Source organism: Butyrivibrio sp. INlla21 (assembly GCF_900116875.1).
Lineage (GTDB): Bacteria > Bacillota > Clostridia > Lachnospirales > Lachnospiraceae > Butyrivibrio.
Genome location: NZ_FPCC01000004.1, coordinates 1 through 18,824 on the forward strand (window position 1 = coordinate 1; position 18,824 = coordinate 18,824).

General features: G+C 40.7%; 18 protein-coding genes. 2 read left to right on the top strand and 16 right to left on the bottom strand.

Annotation, left to right across the window (positions count from 1 at the left end; translation table 11 throughout):
* Positions 1-187 precede the first annotated feature (187 nt).
* Entirely contained in the window at positions 188-1,672 is a 1,485-nt protein-coding gene (locus BM377_RS02615) for a transposase (protein WP_092243284.1), read from the top strand.
* A 239-nt stretch (positions 1,673-1,911) separates the two neighbouring features.
* Here the strand turns inward: BM377_RS02615 and BM377_RS02620 are convergent, their stop codons facing one another.
* The 7 genes from BM377_RS02620 to BM377_RS02650 all read right to left on the bottom strand — a co-directional run bounded on the left by BM377_RS02620 (position 1,912) and on the right by BM377_RS02650 (position 8,481).
* A complete protein-coding gene (locus BM377_RS02620) occupies positions 1,912-2,418 on the bottom strand; it encodes a DUF4309 domain-containing protein (protein WP_092243287.1) in 507 nt (168 codons plus the stop codon).
* Positions 2,419-2,487: 69 nt separating this feature from the next.
* Entirely contained in the window at positions 2,488-2,766 is a 279-nt protein-coding gene (locus BM377_RS02625; RefSeq protein ID WP_092243290.1) for a hypothetical protein, read from the bottom strand.
* A gap of 23 nt (positions 2,767-2,789) precedes the next feature.
* Positions 2,790-3,860, bottom strand: coding sequence for an SseB family protein (locus tag BM377_RS02630; protein ID WP_092243294.1), 1,071 nt, complete (start codon positions 3,858-3,860; stop codon positions 2,790-2,792).
* A 205-nt stretch (positions 3,861-4,065) separates the two neighbouring features.
* Positions 4,066-5,088: an NAD(P)H-dependent glycerol-3-phosphate dehydrogenase gene (locus BM377_RS02635; RefSeq protein WP_092243297.1), complete on the bottom strand. Its 1,023-nt coding sequence runs from the start codon at positions 5,086-5,088 to the stop codon at positions 4,066-4,068.
* A gap of 23 nt (positions 5,089-5,111) precedes the next feature.
* Positions 5,112-5,768: a glycerol-3-phosphate 1-O-acyltransferase PlsY gene (gene plsY / locus BM377_RS02640; RefSeq protein ID WP_092243300.1), complete on the bottom strand. Its 657-nt coding sequence runs from the start codon at positions 5,766-5,768 to the stop codon at positions 5,112-5,114.
* The gene (gene der, locus BM377_RS02645) at positions 5,768-7,096 is read right to left on the bottom strand and encodes a ribosome biogenesis GTPase Der (RefSeq protein WP_092243302.1); all 1,329 of its coding nucleotides are present in this window, start codon (positions 7,094-7,096) and stop codon (positions 5,768-5,770) included. The genes plsY and der overlap by 1 nt, the downstream gene beginning before the upstream one ends.
* A gap of 26 nt (positions 7,097-7,122) precedes the next feature.
* Positions 7,123-8,481 (bottom strand): DUF512 domain-containing protein, encoded by a 1,359-nt coding sequence (locus tag BM377_RS02650; protein WP_092243305.1) that lies wholly within the window; start codon positions 8,479-8,481, stop codon positions 7,123-7,125.
* A 128-nt stretch (positions 8,482-8,609) separates the two neighbouring features.
* Here BM377_RS02650 and BM377_RS02655 point away from each other — a divergent pair, with 128 nt between their 5' ends.
* On the top strand, positions 8,610-9,809 hold the full coding sequence (locus BM377_RS02655; protein ID WP_092243833.1) for a ribose-phosphate pyrophosphokinase: 1,200 nt from the start codon (positions 8,610-8,612) through the stop codon (positions 9,807-9,809).
* Positions 9,810-9,900: 91 nt separating this feature from the next.
* Here BM377_RS02655 and BM377_RS02660 read toward each other — a convergent pair whose 3' ends face one another.
* From BM377_RS02660 to ylqF, 9 genes are all read right to left on the bottom strand, one after another.
* On the bottom strand, positions 9,901-12,351 hold the full coding sequence (locus BM377_RS02660) for a sensor histidine kinase (protein ID WP_092243309.1): 2,451 nt from the start codon (positions 12,349-12,351) through the stop codon (positions 9,901-9,903).
* A complete protein-coding gene (locus tag BM377_RS02665; protein WP_092243313.1) occupies positions 12,348-13,043 on the bottom strand; it encodes a response regulator transcription factor in 696 nt (231 codons plus the stop codon). The genes BM377_RS02660 and BM377_RS02665 overlap by 4 nt, the downstream gene beginning before the upstream one ends.
* A gap of 75 nt (positions 13,044-13,118) precedes the next feature.
* Complete coding sequence (gene pgeF, locus BM377_RS02670; protein WP_330392931.1) at positions 13,119-13,991, bottom strand: peptidoglycan editing factor PgeF; 873 nt, start codon at positions 13,989-13,991, stop codon at positions 13,119-13,121.
* Positions 13,992-14,011: 20 nt separating this feature from the next.
* Entirely contained in the window at positions 14,012-14,383 is a 372-nt protein-coding gene (locus BM377_RS02675; RefSeq protein WP_092243318.1) for a YraN family protein, read from the bottom strand.
* Between the two features lie 33 nt (positions 14,384-14,416).
* On the bottom strand, positions 14,417-14,725 hold the full coding sequence (locus BM377_RS02680) for an EscU/YscU/HrcU family type III secretion system export apparatus switch protein (protein ID WP_092243321.1): 309 nt from the start codon (positions 14,723-14,725) through the stop codon (positions 14,417-14,419).
* A 46-nt stretch (positions 14,726-14,771) separates the two neighbouring features.
* Positions 14,772-16,595 carry a flagellar hook-length control protein FliK gene (gene fliK, locus BM377_RS02685; protein ID WP_092243324.1) on the bottom strand — a complete coding sequence of 608 codons (1,824 nt, stop codon included), beginning with the start codon at positions 16,593-16,595 and terminating at the stop codon, positions 14,772-14,774.
* Positions 16,592-17,353 (bottom strand): ribonuclease HII, encoded by a 762-nt coding sequence (locus tag BM377_RS02690; RefSeq protein WP_092243327.1) that lies wholly within the window; start codon positions 17,351-17,353, stop codon positions 16,592-16,594. The genes fliK and BM377_RS02690 overlap by 4 nt, the downstream gene beginning before the upstream one ends.
* Entirely contained in the window at positions 17,353-17,901 is a 549-nt protein-coding gene (gene lepB, locus BM377_RS02695) for a signal peptidase I (protein ID WP_092243330.1), read from the bottom strand. The genes BM377_RS02690 and lepB overlap by 1 nt, the downstream gene beginning before the upstream one ends.
* Positions 17,902-17,942: 41 nt before the next feature.
* Positions 17,943-18,821: a ribosome biogenesis GTPase YlqF gene (ylqF, locus tag BM377_RS02700; protein WP_092243333.1), complete on the bottom strand. Its 879-nt coding sequence runs from the start codon at positions 18,819-18,821 to the stop codon at positions 17,943-17,945.
* Between the last annotated feature and the right edge of the window lie 3 nt (positions 18,822-18,824).

Consider the following 18,824-nt stretch of genomic DNA (forward strand, 5'->3'; position numbering starts at 1 on the left):
AATATACTCTCGGAATCTATAAGCCAGTAACAATGCGGCTTTCAGATTCCTTTTTTATTAAAATCCCCCACTTTTTTATCAAAAAACACTTGACATTTACCTCCAAAAATGCGGCGCTTCGCGCCCTTGTCAAAAAGGAAGTGTCGTTACGGCGCGGCCGTAAGTTTTTTGATTGGAGGGCGATTTTATGTTACCTGTTAATTGTGGCAGTCATGCCGACTACCAAAACTTTGTTGTTGAAAATCTCCGCAAATATTACCCTGATCCAGATGCTATATCTCAAAGCACCTGGGATATCATAGACCGCTTTTGGAACCTTGATCTTTCCTACACTGATCAAAACATGATCTCCAAGTATTCTAAATTTGGTCCTGCTCCCAGAACTCCTTCCTGCATGCATCGTTCTTACCTTCTTAGCATTGACTTCAAAGTTGATTCTATTACCGAATGGGTTTCACAATTAAAGATCAATCCTCTTTATGCCATTCTCAGCGGTTTTGAAGTAGGTGATACGCCCGGTATTGGAACTTTCTATGATTTCTTTTCCAGGCTGTGGGATTCGAATGATAATAACCTGTCTTCTCATCTGCATAAACTAAAAGCCACTGTTAAAAAACCTGGTAAAAAAGGTTCTAAAGCCAAACCCATTGATAAAGTTACTGTCGATGAACTATTTAAGCAGCTCGAAGGAACTACGTTCTCTATTAAGGATCAACCTTATGGTTCTCTCTTTGAACTTTTTAAGAAAGAATTTCTGGAAAACTCTGTCCGTAAAGGTCTGATAAATAGTTCTAATCTATCTATTGCCGGCGACGGAACTCCTGTTGTCACATCAGCAAGAGAACGCAAACATCGCATCTGTGAATGTGCCGAAAAAGGTATTACTGACTGCGACTGTGAAAGATACTTTTCTCAGCCTGATTGTGACATCGGATGGGATTCCTCCAGAGACTGCTTCTATCACGGATATGATCTATATATGATTGTTGCGTCAGACTCAGAAAGTGATCTCCCCGTATTCCCGCTCTTAAATCCAGCCTCAATGCATGATTCGCATGGCTTTCTTCATTCCTTCTTCAGGATGAAATCATTTCTTCCGGATTATAACGTCCGTAAACTATTACTGGATTCTGCTCATGATGCCATGCCTTACTATGAATACTGTAAAAAGGAACACATAACTCCTTTTATTGATCTAAACGAAAAGCGTGGCATAAAAGTGCAATACAAGAATGATTTCACCATTGGTAAAGATGGTGTTCCTGTATGCAAGGCTGGAAGAAAAATGAACCATGATGGTGTTGAAAGCTCCAAATACCGCATTAAATTCCGTTGTCCCTTGGCAAGCAGAAAATTTGGATGTTCCTGTAGTGAACCATGCTCGAATTCCAAATATGGTCGTACTGTTCATTTGGCCATGAAAGATAATCCGCGCCTTATAAACATACCGCCAAGAGATAGTGATGAATGGAAAAACGAGTATAATGCAAGAACTTCTGTTGAACGCTCAAACAAGCGTGAGAAAATAGACTTCAAGCTAGAAAGCGGCAGGCACCGCTCAACAAAGATGTGGTACTGCCGCCTCTATCACATCCTCATGTTACAACATTTGGATGCATGGGATCTGCCTTACGAATCCGCCCTGAGAAAGTTGGTTTGTAATGTAGCATGATCTCGTAAATATCATACAGCATTCTCAGGCATAGCAACAGTGTTATGTCTATTATTCATGCCCTGTTTTGCATCTTTTTTTCATCTTGGGTAATATTCACTTGTCAAAGTTCAATTGCCAGAATTTAGCTGGCATGATCACTCAAGATTCCGAGAGATCATATGATTATATATATTAACCAACTATATAATACACAACTTTAGAGGATATGACGTTGCAAAATCTATAAGATTTTTTTATCACCCCGTGTATTTTATTTCGGTGACGGTTTGATCGATCACAAAAGAGATCGTGTAATCATCATATGAATAAGTTAAAATATTCATGCTATCTATAGCTACACCTTTAGTTTCACCGTATGCCGCCTTAACTTCCTCTTCTGTACTTCCGACACTTATTCCTTTTGAAGTCTTGATATTCTCATCTTTAATAGAGATCATATCGGGAAATTCCTGTCTGTTTTCTTCATCAATCTCGTTTATGATATATGATGACACCCCAACAAGCCCCGAATCGAAAGTATAATAAAATCCGGGTTTATCACCTTCCTTGGTCTCGGGTTGTCCGAATGCTTCAAAAACATTATCCATATTTTCATCCTTTATGGACACCGTAACTCCGTTATATTCAAATGCAGCATCTTGTGATGAATCTGCAGAAGCTCCTTTTGATCCACCAAACCCACAGCCACCAATCGATACGGTTAATAATGATATCAATATCATTCCGATTAGTTTAGTTTTCATGATATTTACTCCTTTTTTATCACATTTATGACATCGAATTATCTTTTCACACATTTTTCTCCACCCGCGCTATGTATTTCTTTGGTTATTTGAATTTTTTATCGCATTATCAGCTATTTTTTCAGCCCATTTAAATTTACAAAGCGCACCGAAGATTACAAGCACAATAGAAACAAGAAGAATTATCATTGCTTCATCGTCTTTAACACCTTGCGAAATTAGTACCACTATAAATATTAAAAAAGGAAGCCCCACTTCAAGAGCCGTTGCTCCAATAGCACTTATCAAAGTTGCAAGTTTGCTGCTTTCATAAATCGTATAATTAATATATCTCCAATGCCTTCTCATAATATCATCGTTCCTTTAAAAACTTAGGATTTAAACTCTTTTTCATATATATCAAAAGATTGTTTAATCATTTTCTTTGACATTTCAAAGCCTAAAGAAGCAGCATTTATCACAACAAAATCATCTGGCGCTCCTGCCAGATCGGACGCTTTCCATATCCATCCTCCCCATTCATCCTGTGAATACACTTTATTAAACTCTTCCCAGTCAGTAAAAACCGGCGTGGCTTTGGTAAAAGTTTCGCCTTCACCCTTGGTTAAAGATGGAATTGTTATAGTAGTTCCTTTTTTTAATACCGCTTCGCCATTAACGGAATCTGCTGATTCTGAATTCTTTTTAAGTTGACCCATTCCTTTTACAGGGATAAGGAATCTGGCCTCACAGAAGGCTTTAATCATATCATCTTCTAACTTACGAAGTTTATCTTTCTTCCCATCATAATCAGCTCTGTAAAATCGTTCCTGCTGAAATTTAGCTAAAGCTCTATAATAAGTGGGATTCATAACAGGACGATTGATCATTGGAACATTACTAAAATCAGGCGGAGTGACAACATCACTGTTTTTTAATTCTATATTGGCATAAGCTCCTTCATCCACATGAAAAAATAGAGCTCCTTTCATATATGCTGTTGTACCCATAAATTTATATATATTTTCATGCGGTATTTCTGCTACTTCAAAAGTCGTTCTGTATCGTTGCATAAAATAATCAACGCATTCGTCGGCATAATCTTTTTCTGTAAAAAGCCATACCCCGTCATTATCATTTATAAAAGGCGAACGAGTTATTTTATCCGTAATCGTCCAAAGACACTTAGCATCTTTAAGATTATCAATTATTATTTCTTTTAAAAAATCAATTGCTTTTACGAATACAACCGCATCATATTCACGATTCTCATATGCTTCAAGATTAATACCCACATACATATTATTTTTAAAAGCATAGCGAGCATTTGAATATATAGTAATAATATCCTGAATAGGCAATTGCTTAATTTCTTGCATAATTTCAGTATTCTCAGGGCTTATCCGGGATACATACTTACTACTTATATCAAATGCATGCTGTGTTCTCTCTTCTCTGGTCATTTATTTCCCTCTCCATTCCAACAAATACTTTTTTATAGAACATTATATAATGTAACTCTTTGCTTAACATTATAATATCCGTCTATTAATAAAACAACCGTTTCTCTATATATAACACAATTATTCCTCTTATTATGTTGCAACAAAAAAGCGACTGCAAGAACAGTAAGTTCCAGCAATCGCTTCATTATGTTCAAATCTTAATTCACCACTCCAAGTTATTGTTTTCTATCTTCTTATCTCTTAACATAAGATCTTTAACAGCTTCTTGAAGTGACTTTCCGCTAAATAAGATATCGTTAACTGCCTTGATGATAGGCATCTCGACATCGTACTTCTCGGCTAGCTTAAGAGCTGCCTTGGCACTGTAAACGCCCTCTACGACCATCTTAACTTCGTCCATGGCTTCCTGATATGTCTTGCCCTGTCCGATGAGGATTCCGGCGCGTCTGTTACGGGAATGCATGGATGCGCAAGTAACGATAAGATCACCGATACCCGAAAGACCTGCGAAGGTCTCAAACTTACCGCCCATAGCCATTCCAAGTCTTGAGATTTCGGTAATTCCTCTGGTAATAAGTGCAGCCTTGGCATTATCACCGCAGCCGAATCCGTCCGCAATACCTGCGGCAAGAGCAACGACATTCTTAAGTGCCGCACCTATCTCTATTCCAAGCATATCCGGGCTTATATATACCCTGAAGTAATCGTTCATAAATATGTTCTGAACGTATTTAGCGATATCTTTATCAAAAGCACCTACAACTATTGTGGTAGGCATACTCTTTCCGACTTCCTCGGCATGTGAAGGTCCGGACAATACGCATACATGGCAGCCCGGAAGTTCATCCAGTATAACATCGCTCATCACCATAAGTGATTCTTCTTCAATACCTTTACTGCAATTAACGATTATCTGCTTATGTTCTTCGCTCTCGTTTATAAAAGGCTTAATGCGCCTTATTGTTTCGCGCATATGTGCCGAAGGAACAACGACAACGATTATATCCTTATCCTTAACTGTCTCTTCCATATCCGAAGTGAACTTAACGCTCTCGGGAAGCTTAATACCCGGAAGCTTTTCTTCGTTTCCTCTGTATGCACGCAGCTTGGAAACGCTGTCTTCACTCCTTGACCATACCGTTACGTCATGCCCGTTACCTGAAAGCACGTGCGCCAACGCAATACCCCAGCTTCCCGCACCTACTATGCCAACTTGTGTACCCAAATCAGGTCCTCCAAAAATATATTTTAGTCTATCTTATTTTTCTTAGTTAAATAAGTCTTTCTCTCAGTACCCGATATGAGCTTTTTGATATTTCCTCTGTGCTGATAGAAAGCAAGCGCTGTTAATACAGCAACTATTATATAGATTTCATTGAGCTCACTCTGAGGAAGTGCTCCGAGAAGCCCCATCTGTCCGAAAATAACTGTCTGGATAAAAAATAAAGTGTAAAGGCAAAGGCTGCTGACTGAGACAAAATGCGTAATGTTAAAAGGAATAAAGAACGCAAGAAGTCCGACAGCAACAAACTTCCATCCCATAGAAATAATATACCCTGCGGTACAAGCGATTCCCTTTCCGCCTTTGAATTTAAGGAAGAACGGGAAATCATGACCAAGTACACAGCCTGCAGCCGTATAGATCATATAAAGGTACTTATACTCCGGATTTCCTTTTGTAAAAAGGAAAAATGTAACAACAATAGCAAGTATGCACTTAAGCATATCTCCCAAAAGAACGATAAGACCTGCCTTAGTTCCCATAACTCTCAGTGTATTGGTCGTACCTGCATTACCGCTTCCGACGCTTCTGATGTCTACTCCTTTCATCTTGCCGTACAAAACAGCGGTCTGAAACATGCCAAATACATAACCGATAACCAAACACAATACTCTTTCTAACATTACTTATCCTCTTTTCTCTCCCTGATGATGAATCGTAGCGGCGTACCTTTAAAGCCAAACGCCTCTCTTATCTGATTCTCAATATATCTTGTATAGCTGAAATGCATCAGCTTTTTGTCATTTACAAAAATAACAAAGGTCGGCGGTTTAACGGATGCCTGCGTGATGTAATAAAGCTTAAGGATCTTGCCCTTATCACTCGGCGGCTGCTGCATAACAACGGCCTGCGTCATGATCTCGTTAAGAACACCGGTTGCAACTCTCATAGAATGATTCTCGCTTACGATATCTATGAGGTCATAGAGCTTAACAAGTCTCTGTCCGGTCTCTGCAGATATAAAGATTATCTCCGCGTAGTTCATGAACGGAAGCGTATTTCTGATATTCTTCGTAAACTCTTTTACCGAATGATTGTCTTTCTCAATAAGATCCCATTTATTTACCGCGATAATAACTGCCTTGCCGCTCTCATGTGCAATACCTGCGATCTTGGCATCCTGCTCGGTAACACCTTCCTCAGCGTTGATAACAAGGATAGCGACATCGGCTCTCTCAACGGCTCCTACTGTCCTAACGATCATGTAGTGCTCAAGCGCATCCTTAACCTTACTCTTACGCCTAAGTCCGGCTGTATCGATAAAAGTATAGTTCTTGCCGTTATACTTGATCTCAGTATCGATGGCATCACGTGTTGTTCCGGCTATATCGGACACAATAAGTCTGTTCTCACCGATAAGTTTGTTGATAATTGAAGACTTACCGACATTGGGCTTTCCGATTATAGCGATCTTGGTGGTATCGTCCTCGTCATCGTTAATCGAATCCTTGCGGAAATGGCTTACAACCTCTTCAAGAAGATCGCCGATTCCCTGCTTGTTAACGGCTGAAATAGGGAAAGGCTCACCGATACCAAGGTTATAGAACTCGTAAACATCAAGAGAATCTCTTGTGTAGTTATCAACCTTATTGACGCACAGAACAACCGGCTTACCGGATCTTCTGAGCATATCGGCAACCTTGGAATCAGAATCCGTAAGTCCCTGCTTGACATCTACCATGAAAATAATGACATCGGCAGTGTCTATCGCTATCTGAGCCTGTTCTCTCATCTGAGAAAGAATGATATCTTTGGAATCGGGCTCAATACCGCCTGTATCGATAAGGGTGAAGTTATGATTAAGCCACTCCACATCCTGATATAATCTGTCTCTTGTAACGCCCGGCGTATCCTGAACGATAGCGATCCTGCTACCTGCCATTGCATTAAAAAGCGTGGATTTACCGACGTTTGGTCTTCCGACCACTGCAACTATATTTTTTCTACTCATATTTTTTCCTTTATAAAAGACTGTAATTAATAAGTTTCTAAAGCCGGAATATCAAACAAAAGAGCTGCAAGCTCATGTCCGTCGCACTTGGATATTCCGATATCAACCGAAAGCTCTTTTTCCACATCCGAAACCGTAAGATCATCAAGGAAATAATCCTCTCCGCTTCTAAGCAGGTTCTCCGGAAGATAAAGCGTTGATCCAAGCTCTTTTTCTTTTAACTGCTTAATAATGTCCTGACCTGTAAGAAGACCCGAAACGGTAATCCTCTTACCAAAAAACTCATTTACTATCTCATAAACATTAACTTTAAGGCCCTCGCACAGTTCCATAGCCTTATCAGCCATAGCCTTGATACAAGGATAAACAAGTCTTCCTGTCGCTATGGAGATATTTCTTTTAACAGATAAAAGATGCGTCGCATGTTCGTTCTTAATTACTTCAAGCGCCTCATCAAATTCATCTATGAGAAGTCTCATCATACCGACGCCGTTCTCATACTGAATATATCCGTCGTATGTCTCGGCTTTGGGAAAATCCCTGCCTGCAAGGAAATACCACTCATCACTTGCATGAATGAAATGGATCCCGTGCTCTGCATACACCTTCTTCTGCCAGCTTTCTATCAGATCGATGACCTGCTCGGCATCCTCTTTGTTAAAAGGTTCGAGCGGATAAAGTCCGTCTCTGTACTTGGAAAGTCCCACCGGAACTACAGAAACGCTCTGAAGGTTGGGAATATACCCCGCAAGGTCACGAATCGATCTCTCAAGCTCTTTTCCGTCATTAACCCCCTTACACAGAACGATCTGGCCGTTAAGCTCTATTCCCGTTCCCGGAGCGCAGAGTCTGTCGACCTTTTTAAGTGCTTCGCCCGCAAACCTGTTACCAAGCATCTTGCAACGAAGCTCGGGATTGGTGGTCTGAAAAGATACGTTGATAGGCGAAAGGTGATATTTAAGGATTCTGTCTATGTCCTTGTCGGACATATTGGTAAGAGTTACATAATTTCCCTGCAAAAAAGAAAGTCTTGAGTCATCATCCTTAAAGTACAGAGTATCACGCATACCCTTAGGCATCTGATCTATAAAACAGAAAATGCATTTATTGCTGCAGGACCTGTAATCGTCCATAAGTCCGTTATCAAACTCTATGCCAAGATCCTCATCGAACTCTTTGTCGATGTCGAGAAGCCACTCTTCTCCGTCTGATTTAAGAATAAGTACATCAAGATGCTCATCCTGAACAAGATACTGAAAATCAAAGATATCCCCGATATCCTGATCGTTGATCTTAAGGAGTCTGTCGCCCGGCTCAATATTCATTTCTTCGGCAATACTTCCTTCTACAACTTTGCCGATAAGATGACCTTTTTCTGAATTCATCTAATATTATTACCTCTTTTAAGCTAATACTCCCGGGTGTTATTATACATGAATTTCCTTGACGTGTCAGTAATTATGATGATAAAACAATATATGGAAGAAATACAAACCATATGAAAGGAATTATTATGCCTGATTTTCACCTTTTGGAAGGTACTATTCCCGTAGCGCCTCTTAATCTTATCGTTATGGAGTCTGCTTTGGAACTGGGAAACAGCGTAGATTCTTATATTTCACAGTTCAGACACGAGCTCTATTCAATGCCGGGTAACGATCCCGCATTTCACGGCTATGTTAAGGACAGCTACAAAATCCACTTTACCATGGACAGATTCGGAAGCGGCGAGTCTAAGGCCACCATTAACGAGAGTGTCCGCGGTAACGATGTCTATATCCTTACGGATATCTGCAATTACAGCATAACTTACAAGATGTACAACTACGTTAACCACAAATCTCCCGACGATCATTATCAGGATCTTAAGAGAGTTATCGGTGCCCTTACAGGCAAAGCCAAAAGAATTAACGTAATCATGCCCTTCCTCTATGAAGGAAGACAGCACAAGAGAAACGGAATGGAATCCCTAGATGCGGCTCAGATGTTTAAAGAGCTCTATGACATGGGAATCTCCAATTTCATCACCTTTGATGCTCACGACCCAAGAATATCCAATGCTAAGCCTCTCGGCGGATTTGATAACTTCCTGGCTTCATATCAGTTTATGAAAGCTCTTCTGTCACATATTGATGACCTTATCGTTGATAAGGATCATCTGACGGTTATCTCTCCCGATGAGGGTGCTCTTGACAGAGCCGTTTATTTTGCGAACGTTATCGGCGCAGATACCGGTATGTTCTATAAGAGACGTGATTATGCTCATGTCGTTAACGGTTCCAACCCAATCGTTGCTCACGAATTCTTAGGTTCAGATATAAAAGGACGAGATGTTATCGTAATCGATGATATGATCTCTTCAGGTTCAAGTATGATCGATACCGCAAGACAGCTTAAGAACATGGGTGCCAAACGCGTATTTATCTGTACTACATTCGGTCTTTTCACCGACGGAATGGATAAGTTTGATGAAGGATATGAAAAGGGATACTTCGACGCCGTTATCACAACCAATCTCACATATATGGATGAAGAAATCACCAAGAGAGAATATATCTTCATCGCTGATATGGGTAAATTCCTTGCAACCATCATCAACTTCTTAAATCACGATGCTTCAATGTCAACGGTTAACATGCCTACAGACAAGATCCACGAGATCGTCGAGAAATACAACTCCGGTTGCAAGACACCGACAGAGCTTTTTGATTAAAAATAACACTTACAATATAGAGAAAGCGCCTTGGCAAGTCGTAACTTGTCAAGGCGTTTTCCCTCTCTTTTCTCTTTCCCTTTATGTATTGTTAAACAGCCTCAAAGCTGATAACAACCTTAAACAGGTCTCCGTCTAGCTTTATATCAAAGCTTCCGTTCTGTGCAACGGTGAGGTTCTTGGCTATTGATAATCCAAGTCCGCTTCCTTCCGTCGCTCTCGATACATCTCCTCTTATAAATCTCTCCGTAAGCTCGCTTACATCAACATTTAACTCAGTAGCGGAAATGTTTTTTATGGAAAACTCAACGTTGTTTCTGTTATCTTTTCCGGGAACATATTTCATGTCCATATATACTCTTGTTCCGGAAAGCGCGTATTTGCAAACATTGTTGAGTAGATTCTCTATAACTCTCCAAAGATGATGCGCATCAGCCGTGATACACATGCTGACAGCCTCATGCTTAAATATCGGAGAAAGATTACTGTCCTCAAATTTCTCGTAAAATTCGCCTATAGTCTGATTAACAAGCTCTACAAAATCGGTTCTTTGAAGATTGATATTGATATTACCCGAACTTATCTTGGCTACTTCAACAAGATCCTCGGTAAGCTGTTTAAGCTTCTGAGATTTCTGATCAAGGACATCTATATACTCTTTAACCTTGTCATTATCAATCTTTTCTCTTTTTATAAGATCAACATAATTTATGATCGAAGTAAGAGGCGTCTTAATGTCATGTGAGACATTGGTTATGAGATCCGCCTTCATCTTCTCATCCTTCATGCTGGTATCTACAGCCATCTTGATACCGTCACCGATAGAATTAACGGCTTCGGCAAGTGCTACGTTGTCGGAACGAAGATTCTCCACATCAACCTTGGCGCTGACATCCCCGTTTTTGATATTCTCAATTACATGGATGATCTTATCTCTGTCAAGATTCTGTCTGTATACGAATACTCCGATCATTATATCCATGATCACCGCAATAACGATGCCGGGAATACCAATAAGCACAAGAAGGATATTGATCACAACAAAGATCGCATAAGGAACCCATGTGCGCACAATTACACTGGCGTTATTGGTCGTATTAACAACAACATCCTTAGCACCGAAGACAAGCTTCTTGATAAGACTGTCTTTCCATAAAAGACCGCTCTTACCCTTTTCCGTAAGGTTATATATAAGATCAAGAAGTCCGATATCTGCGATAAATACGCCAATTCCGACAAGTATCAGGACAACCGGATTCTCTAAAAGTCTGTCAATGCTTCCCTTGTAGGTCATGGAAGCCAGATATGTTATCCCTAAAGGAACCGCCATTATAGCAAGCCCTCTAAGAGTAATAAGCTCTGTCGCCGTTCTGTTCTCGGTCGTTTCCGGTATAACGGAAATCTGAGAAATAGATACGATCAAAAGAAGGATATATATAAACGCACACATAGCACAGAAGAAATAAAGCTGTGATCTGTATGGGCTATACTTGGTGAAACCGGCTTTACCCTGTGTGAAATCATCCTCGCAAGGATAAGCATTCGTATCAACACCAATGTAAACTTTGATCTGATCGGGATAAGCATAGCTGTAATTCTTGATCATGGATCTTACTATATTCTCTTTAATGAGCGTATTGGTATCATACGAAAGCTCATTTGGACAATAATAGATGTATTTTCCGTATTTTTTGAATTTATCAAGAATGTTTTCACCGTCTTCAATACGGACATTAGTATAAATATCGGTCTTGTCGTTTATAGTTCTTGAAACGTAATATCTTAAATTTGTGTTCTGATAGCTGTAATAAGAAATGTTATTTACATACTCATTGTAGCTGCTAAGCAAAGCTACAGAAGCGCTCTCGACAGACTGGCGCAAAGTATTGTATTCATCCCAATTTGAAACGATTTCTTCAATATTCTTACCGTCAGCGGTCTGATATCTGCACTTAAGAATATCATATTGACCGTCTTGAAACTCATAGTCTCTGGGCTTTGTTGAAGTGATACTGTTCTGATCAAGCTGAGAACTCAGGTATGAGTTCATTCCTCCGGATACAATATTGTTTTTAAGATGAGTGTATGTGGTTTCTTCCGCAAGAAACTCTTCGCACTCTTCTGCGGTCATATCCTTACGTTCAGTCTCAAAACCGTTCTGAGCCCATTTTAAAAGATCGGAAAGGCGGTAATGAGCAGTTATATAACCGCCCAAAAGAACCGAGCCTCTGTTAACGTATGCGGTAACGTCAATAATCTTGTCACCGTCATACTGTCCGTTCATCTCAAGCTGGCTTCGCTGAGCAACCAACCTAAGAACATTGGATATGTTATTCCCAAGAATATTATTGAAAAGATAAGATTCCTCATAAGGTCTGGATTTATCGGCTTCATGAAGGCTGTATGAAATATCTCCGCCTACGCCGTTTATAAGGATATTGGTTCCAAGCATGGAAAATAAGAGTATAAGAACGATAAAAGCCGCCAGAAAATGCTGTATAACACTTCGTACGTTAATTCTCCCAAGTCGATTATCTTTCATATAACCTCATCCTCAATCTTGTATCCGACTCCCCAAACTACCTTGAGGTATTTGGGGTCCTTCGGATTAATCTCAATCTTTTCTCTTATATGCCTGATGTGTACGGCGATGGTATTGTCAACCCGAACAGCTGAATCCTTCCAGATCTGCTCGTATATCTGATTGATCGAATATACCTTGCCTTTGTTCTTAACAAGAAACGCCAAAATATTGTATTCAATGGGCGTAAGTCTAATGCTCTCTCCGTAGACAAAGCATTCCTTGGAATTGTCATCAATGACAAGACCGCCCGTAGAATATACATTTTCCTTGTCTTCAACACTACCAAGTGTCATAAATCTGCGGATATTGGACTTAACTCTGGCAACAAGCTCAAGTGGGTTAAAAGGCTTGGTGATATAATCATCCGCACCGATATTAAGTCCCAATATCTTGTCCGAATCTTCGGATTTAGCTGATAGAAAGACAACAGGAATAGTGCTGAATTTTCTTAGTTCCCTCACAAAATGAATACCGTCCATTCGCGGCATCATTACATCGACAATCGCAAGCTGAATCTTGGCACTCTTAAGAACTTCCAGTGCTTCGATGCCATCGTAGGCTTTATAGATCTTGAAACCCTCCTGCTCAAGATAGATCTCGATCGCATCTACTATTTCCTTATCATCATCGCATACAAGAATATTTTCCATACTATCCTCTCAATCCCTAATTAATATTAAAACAGATAAATCTTAAGATTTGCTGTAGAAAATTCTTAAGATTTCTTAAGAATCTCTTTTTATCGATAAAAATGCAGCAAGATTACCTCTATCATCGTGATGAATCCTATGAGAAAACAAAAGATCCGGATTACATCTGGTGCATATATCGGTGACAATTATATTTTCCTTCTTTACTCCTTTTTTTAAAAGAGTCAGCTTAATGGCATTCCACAGATACAATCTGTACTTGCCTTCAGGATACTTTATCAGTATCTTTTCGTTCTTTAATTCTTCTTCCGTATAATTCTCGGAAAACTCTGTTGCAACATCTTCTCCTATCTCATAGCACTCACCGCAGATAGACGGGCCGATCGCACAGATCAGATCAGAAGCTTTCGTTCCGTAATTCTCAGACATCTTTTCTATGGTCCTTGCAGCGATCTCTCCCTTAGTTCCCTTCCATCCCGAATGTGAAAGTCCGATTGCCTTATTTACAGGATCAATAAAATATATGGGAGGGCAATCTGCGTGAAATGTCGACAGGATAATCCCCGGAACATTTGTGATAAGTCCGTCTATATCGGTGTAATCTCTTGACTTTGCAGGTCCCTTACCTCTGTCTTCTTCGGTGATAACCTTAATGTTGGTGGTATGAGTCTGGAACGTTGATACAAAATCATCAAGACTTTTTCCATGTCCCATTACATCTGCTATTCTTCTGTAGTTCTCATCTACGGCTTCCTTTTCATCGCCTCTTGTATAGCTTAGGTTCATCTCACTGTAGCAGCCCTTAGAAACGCCTCCAAATCTTGTACTGAAAAGATGATCTATAAAATCTATGCTTTCAAGTCTTGGGAAAACAAGGTATTTAACACCGTTTTTCTCCCGAAGCTCCATCGTTCTTTCATCGCCGGTTCTTTTGATTGTTGTATCCAAATTTCTTTCCTTCCAAATGTTTAATATACGTATTCAAACGCATCTTTAATCCATTTTATCTTATATTCTCCTTCATCGCCATAAATTGCGACAACATCGTAGCGAATAGGTGTATTTTCAGACAAATTTTTGCATTTAAGATAAACAAGGGATGCCTTTGATATCTTTTTCCTTTTAGAATAATCTACGGCAGTCTCGGGACTGCCGTATTTAACACTCTTTCTGTATTTAACTTCTATAAAACACAGGTATTTTCCATCGCGCGCGATTATATCGATTTCTCCGCTCCTACAACGAAAATTTCTCTCTATAATGCTTGCACCGTTGTCGCATAAGTGATCAGTCGCAACATCTTCAAGTGCGGTGCCTAAAACTCTTTTATTTAATTCCATCACTTAACTGTCTTTCTATTGTATTACTATTTCTTAATGCCTTCTCGTCTTGTCCTTTGCCTTAATCTTATCCATCGCATCGACGAATACCAGAATCTCAGCCACAACCTCATAAAGTTCGGGAGGGATCATCTCACCGATCTCAAGCCTAGAAAGAGTGTCTGCCAGCTTGTCGTCAACATGAACGGGAACCTTGCTCTCCTTAGCCTTTTCGATGATCTTTTCGGCAAGAGCTCCTTTTCCGGATGCAACGACTTTGGGGGCACCGTCTTCATTGGGGTCATAGGCCAGCGCGACCGCGGTTTTCACTTTTTCGTTGTCATTATTGCCATTGTTTGCCATTGTCATTTCCTCGTGCAAAAAAGTTTATGCCAAAACAATCTTTCCGTCATGCTCTGGCATCAAAGGAAGCCGTAGAGATAAGCGTATTTCTCGATACATTCAGCATCTCGTCAACAGCTGCGTCTTCACCGTCCTTTTCATCATGAAGCATCATGTTAACCTGCATCGAATAGCCTCTCTTCTCAAGCCTTTCATTAAGAATGTGGATGTTGTCATTTATAAGATCAAGCACAGAATCATCAGCCACATAGAAATTCGTCGTAACTTTGGTATTAAGCATCTTAACGTAGACATCAACAGGACCGAGGTTTTCCATATCAAGATGAAGCACCGCACTTACTGAGCCGTCTTCAGAGAGCTTCTTATGCTTATTTCTGTAGACAAAAAGATCTCCGTGAACATCCTGCCCCGCCATCCGAAGAGGAAGCTGAACATATTGGAACATCTGATTAAGCTGATTTATAAAATCAAGGTTGTTCTGAATATTGCTTACCGCCTGCCCAAGCTTCGAATCTGCTCCGACGGTATTTACTATTGCATCCGACAAGCCTTTCATCTGAGAATTAAGTCTCTGATACAGATTGTCGATATTCTCTTTCTTTTGAACGTCGCCCGGTTTTAACAGCCATTCGGAACTCATGGCATCCTTAAGGACCTTATTATAGTCATTACTTGTAAAAAGATTCTTCCAAGCCGCGCTTTGGCTCTTATCGGAAAGATCCGCGGAAGCGTAGCTGTTATTTAGCTCTTTTAAAAGAACTTTCGCAGCTTCGCCCGCATCTGTCTTGGAAGTCTCAATATATTTATTTATCGCTTCATTCGAAAGGTTCAAAGCCTTTAAATTATTGCGCAGTTCATCAAGATTGGACGCGCCCTCAGTTGCCTGTGAAGCGAGTTCGCCTACCTGAGCTGCTGTTTCGCCTGCCTGTTCGGCTGCGCCCGCGCTGACAGCTTCTTCCCCAGATTGACCTGCAATGGCGGCGGTCTGTGATGCTCCTTCTCCGGTCTTCGAAGCTCCATCAGCAGATTGCAAAGCGCCCTCAGTTGCCTGTGAAGCGAGTTCGCCTACCTGAGCTACTGTTTCGCCTGCCTGTTCGGCTGCGCCGGCCTGTGCTACTGTTTCGCCCGCTTGAGCTTCTACTGTTTCACCCGCACTCGCTGCAGTGGCATCGCCTGCAGAAACAGCGCCTTCCGAAAGCTCATTTAACAAAGCTCCGTATAATTTCATGGCACCTTCTTCGTTGCCGTTTGCGGAAAGCTCGTTAAATGCGGCGGGAAGCTCATCCATAAGCTCATTTATCTGGCCTATGACCTGATGCTCATAGTTTTTGTAGCTCTCAAATTGAATAATGTTGTTTTCGCTTATTGGAATATTAAGACTCTTCATCTCCACCATAGAAGAGATGGAAGAATTCGGAAACATGGTAAGATTTTTGTTCATGGCAAGCAGCGCATCTCTTCCAATGGGAAGACCTGCTTCCATCATATTTTTGACCATTTCGACGCTATCGTGCGTAACTTCGATTCCGGCTGCGTTAAGCGCCTTTAATGTACTCTCTGTAACCGCTGTATTCTCGTACAACGGCGTTATGGCAACTTTACCGTTTGCCGTGGACCTGACCGCAAAATTAAGTGTCTGCCCCTCTCTAAGACCCATCTCATCAGAAAGCTTGGCAGAGATCACGTTATCGCCCACACTTATATTGGCGACCTTCTCTCCGTCAACATCAGATACAGAAATAACCGTACCCTGGATAGATGAGCCCGCCTTAAGCTCCAGAGGCTTGGAGACGCCTTCCGGAGTATTCAAAGTCTTGCCGTCAATTATATACGCCGAACCTGATTGTGATACATTCTGAATGATGCTCATATAAAGTTACCTATAAAGCTTCTGCGATGAATCGGGCAAGGACCGTATTTCTTGATAGCCGCTATATGTTCCGCGCTTCCGTAACCCTTGTTGGAATCAAATCCGTACTCGGGATACTTGATCGCATAGTCCTTCATCACCCTGTCTCTTGTAACCTTAGCAATTATGCTGGCAGCAGCAATCGAGATACTCTTTGCATCACCTTTAATAATAGATATCTGCTTATACTTCTCAAGCTGCGGAATATGCACAGCATCTATCAAAAGAGCCCCCGGCTTGACCGAAAGTTCGTTGACAGCCATAGTCATAGCTTCAAAAGTAGCCTGAAGTATGTTGATCTCATCGATCCTCTCATTTGAGACATGACCGATGCCAACCGCAAGAGCCTTATTCATTATTTCGATATAAAGCTCTTCTCTCTTTTTTTCGGATAATTTCTTAGAATCATTAATATAGAGAATATCAGCATCCATGGGAAGGATAACGGCAGCTGCGTACACAGGTCCCGCAAGCGGCCCTCTTCCTACTTCATCAATGCCGCATAATAAGCCAAAAGACTCATTCTCCCTCTCATATTTTTTCATCTCATATGTACGACGGATCTCTTTTTCGATCGCATCGATCTTCTTACCGGCGTTTTCAACAAGCTTTTGCACACCTGCTCTGTCATCGCCGGAATACTCAGAAATGAAAACCTTATATCCATCAACGCTGTCAAGATTCTGAAAGATATCTTTGATAGCAGAAATTGACTCCATTATTTAATTCCCCCAAATTTGTTCAAAGGAAAAATTCTAAATACGGCTCTTCCCATGATACGGCTCTTTTTAATTGTTCCTACGGATTCATCCCTGCTGTCCATACTGTGATTTCTGTTATCACCGAGAACAAAGAATTCTCCCTCGGGAACAGTTATCTCCTCAGCCGCTCTTTGCGGATCCTGAATGACTTCAGCCCCGTAATTTTCTTCAAGAATCTCACCGTTAATATAGATATTGCCATCGTAATCGATCCTTACCTTCTCACCGGGAAGACCGATAACTCTCTTGATAAAGTTCTGTTTGTTTCCATGCTCATAAGGGAAAACAACAATATCAAATCTCTTGGGATCGTGGAATCTGTAGCTAACCTTTTCAAGTATAAGCGATTCCGAATCGTATACCGTCGGATTCATTGAAGAACCGATAACCTGTGTTCTCTGTGCAACAAAGGTTATGAAAAGAAGGGTCAAAACAAAGACCACCGCAAGATAAATAAGTGTATCCAATATTTCTCTTGCTATGCTTTTTTTAGATTCTTTACTCATATTATGACTGTCCTTATATAATGTATTTTGGTAAAAAGAAATTACTCATTAGGTCTTTCAAGAGTAATCTTGCCAAGTCTTCCGTTTCTGAAATCATCAAGAAGCATTGCTGCAGCTCTTGAAATATCAGGCTCAGCTCCTTGCTTAAAACACTTTCTGTTAATGGCAATTGCAGAAAGTACAGCGCTAAGGTGCGTGGAATAAGGAACTTCCTCAAGCTCATCAACCTGTTCCTTGGTTATATTATACTTCGAAGGAATGGCTTCTGCGTAATTCTCTTCAAGAAGTTTAATAAGTTCACACGCAAGCTCCGTTGTATCAAGATTCTCATCGTTCATGGAACCAATAAGTGCAAGATGAAGACCGACCGTATCATCCTCAAATTTAGGCCACAAGATACCGGGAGTATCAAGAAGCTGCATATTCTTACCAAGAGAGATCCACTGTTTTCCCTTGGTAACACCGGGCTTATTTCCGGTCTTTGCGGAAGCCTTACCTGCAAGCTTATTGATAAAAGTAGACTTTCCGACATTGGGAATGCCTGCAACCATTGCTCTTATGGGTCTTCCGACTATTCCTCTTTTTCTGTCTTTCTCAATCTTGTCGGCGCATGCCTTAAGAATGAGATCCTTAACCTTTCCTGCCTCGTTTCCGGTCTTTGAGTTCATCTCAAGCACAAAATAGCCTTCGTTCTTGTAAAACTCTTTCCATTTAGAGGTTATTGAAGGATCGGCCAGATCGGCCTTATTAAGAAGAATAAGCCTATACTTATTCTTTCCGAGCTCATCTATATCAGGATTTCTCCCTGATGCGGGAATCCTGGCGTCTGTAAGCTCTATAATTATATCGATCAGCTTGATGTTCTCTTGCATCATTCTGATCGCTTTGGTCATATGTCCGGGATACCACTGAAAATTCATAAA

Bases quoted from the DNA above. Each gene is read 5' to 3' on its own strand.
- BM377_RS02615 (WP_092243284.1), top strand. From the start codon at position 188: ATGTTACCTGTTAATTGTGGCAGTCATGCCGACTACCAAAACTTTGTT.
- BM377_RS02620 (WP_092243287.1), bottom strand. From the start codon at position 2,418: ATGAAAACTAAACTAATCGGAATGATATTGATATCATTATTAACCGTA.
- BM377_RS02625 (WP_092243290.1), bottom strand. From the start codon at position 2,766: ATGAGAAGGCATTGGAGATATATTAATTATACGATTTATGAAAGCAGC.
- BM377_RS02630 (WP_092243294.1), bottom strand. From the start codon at position 3,860: ATGACCAGAGAAGAGAGAACACAGCATGCATTTGATATAAGTAGTAAG.
- plsY (WP_092243300.1), bottom strand. From the start codon at position 5,768: ATGTTAGAAAGAGTATTGTGTTTGGTTATCGGTTATGTATTTGGCATG.
- der (WP_092243302.1), bottom strand. From the start codon at position 7,096: ATGAGTAGAAAAAATATAGTTGCAGTGGTCGGAAGACCAAACGTCGGT.
- BM377_RS02650 (WP_092243305.1), bottom strand. From the start codon at position 8,481: ATGAATTCAGAAAAAGGTCATCTTATCGGCAAAGTTGTAGAAGGAAGT.
- BM377_RS02655 (WP_092243833.1), top strand. From the start codon at position 8,610: ATGCCTGATTTTCACCTTTTGGAAGGTACTATTCCCGTAGCGCCTCTT.
- BM377_RS02660 (WP_092243309.1), bottom strand. From the start codon at position 12,351: ATGAAAGATAATCGACTTGGGAGAATTAACGTACGAAGTGTTATACAG.
- BM377_RS02665 (WP_092243313.1), bottom strand. From the start codon at position 13,043: ATGGAAAATATTCTTGTATGCGATGATGATAAGGAAATAGTAGATGCG.
- BM377_RS02675 (WP_092243318.1), bottom strand. From the start codon at position 14,383: ATGGAATTAAATAAAAGAGTTTTAGGCACCGCACTTGAAGATGTTGCG.
- BM377_RS02680 (WP_092243321.1), bottom strand. From the start codon at position 14,725: ATGGCAAACAATGGCAATAATGACAACGAAAAAGTGAAAACCGCGGTC.
- fliK (WP_092243324.1), bottom strand. From the start codon at position 16,595: ATGAGCATCATTCAGAATGTATCACAATCAGGTTCGGCGTATATAATT.
- BM377_RS02690 (WP_092243327.1), bottom strand. From the start codon at position 17,353: ATGGAGTCAATTTCTGCTATCAAAGATATCTTTCAGAATCTTGACAGC.
- lepB (WP_092243330.1), bottom strand. From the start codon at position 17,901: ATGAGTAAAGAATCTAAAAAAAGCATAGCAAGAGAAATATTGGATACA.
- ylqF (WP_092243333.1), bottom strand. From the start codon at position 18,821: ATGAATTTTCAGTGGTATCCCGGACATATGACCAAAGCGATCAGAATG.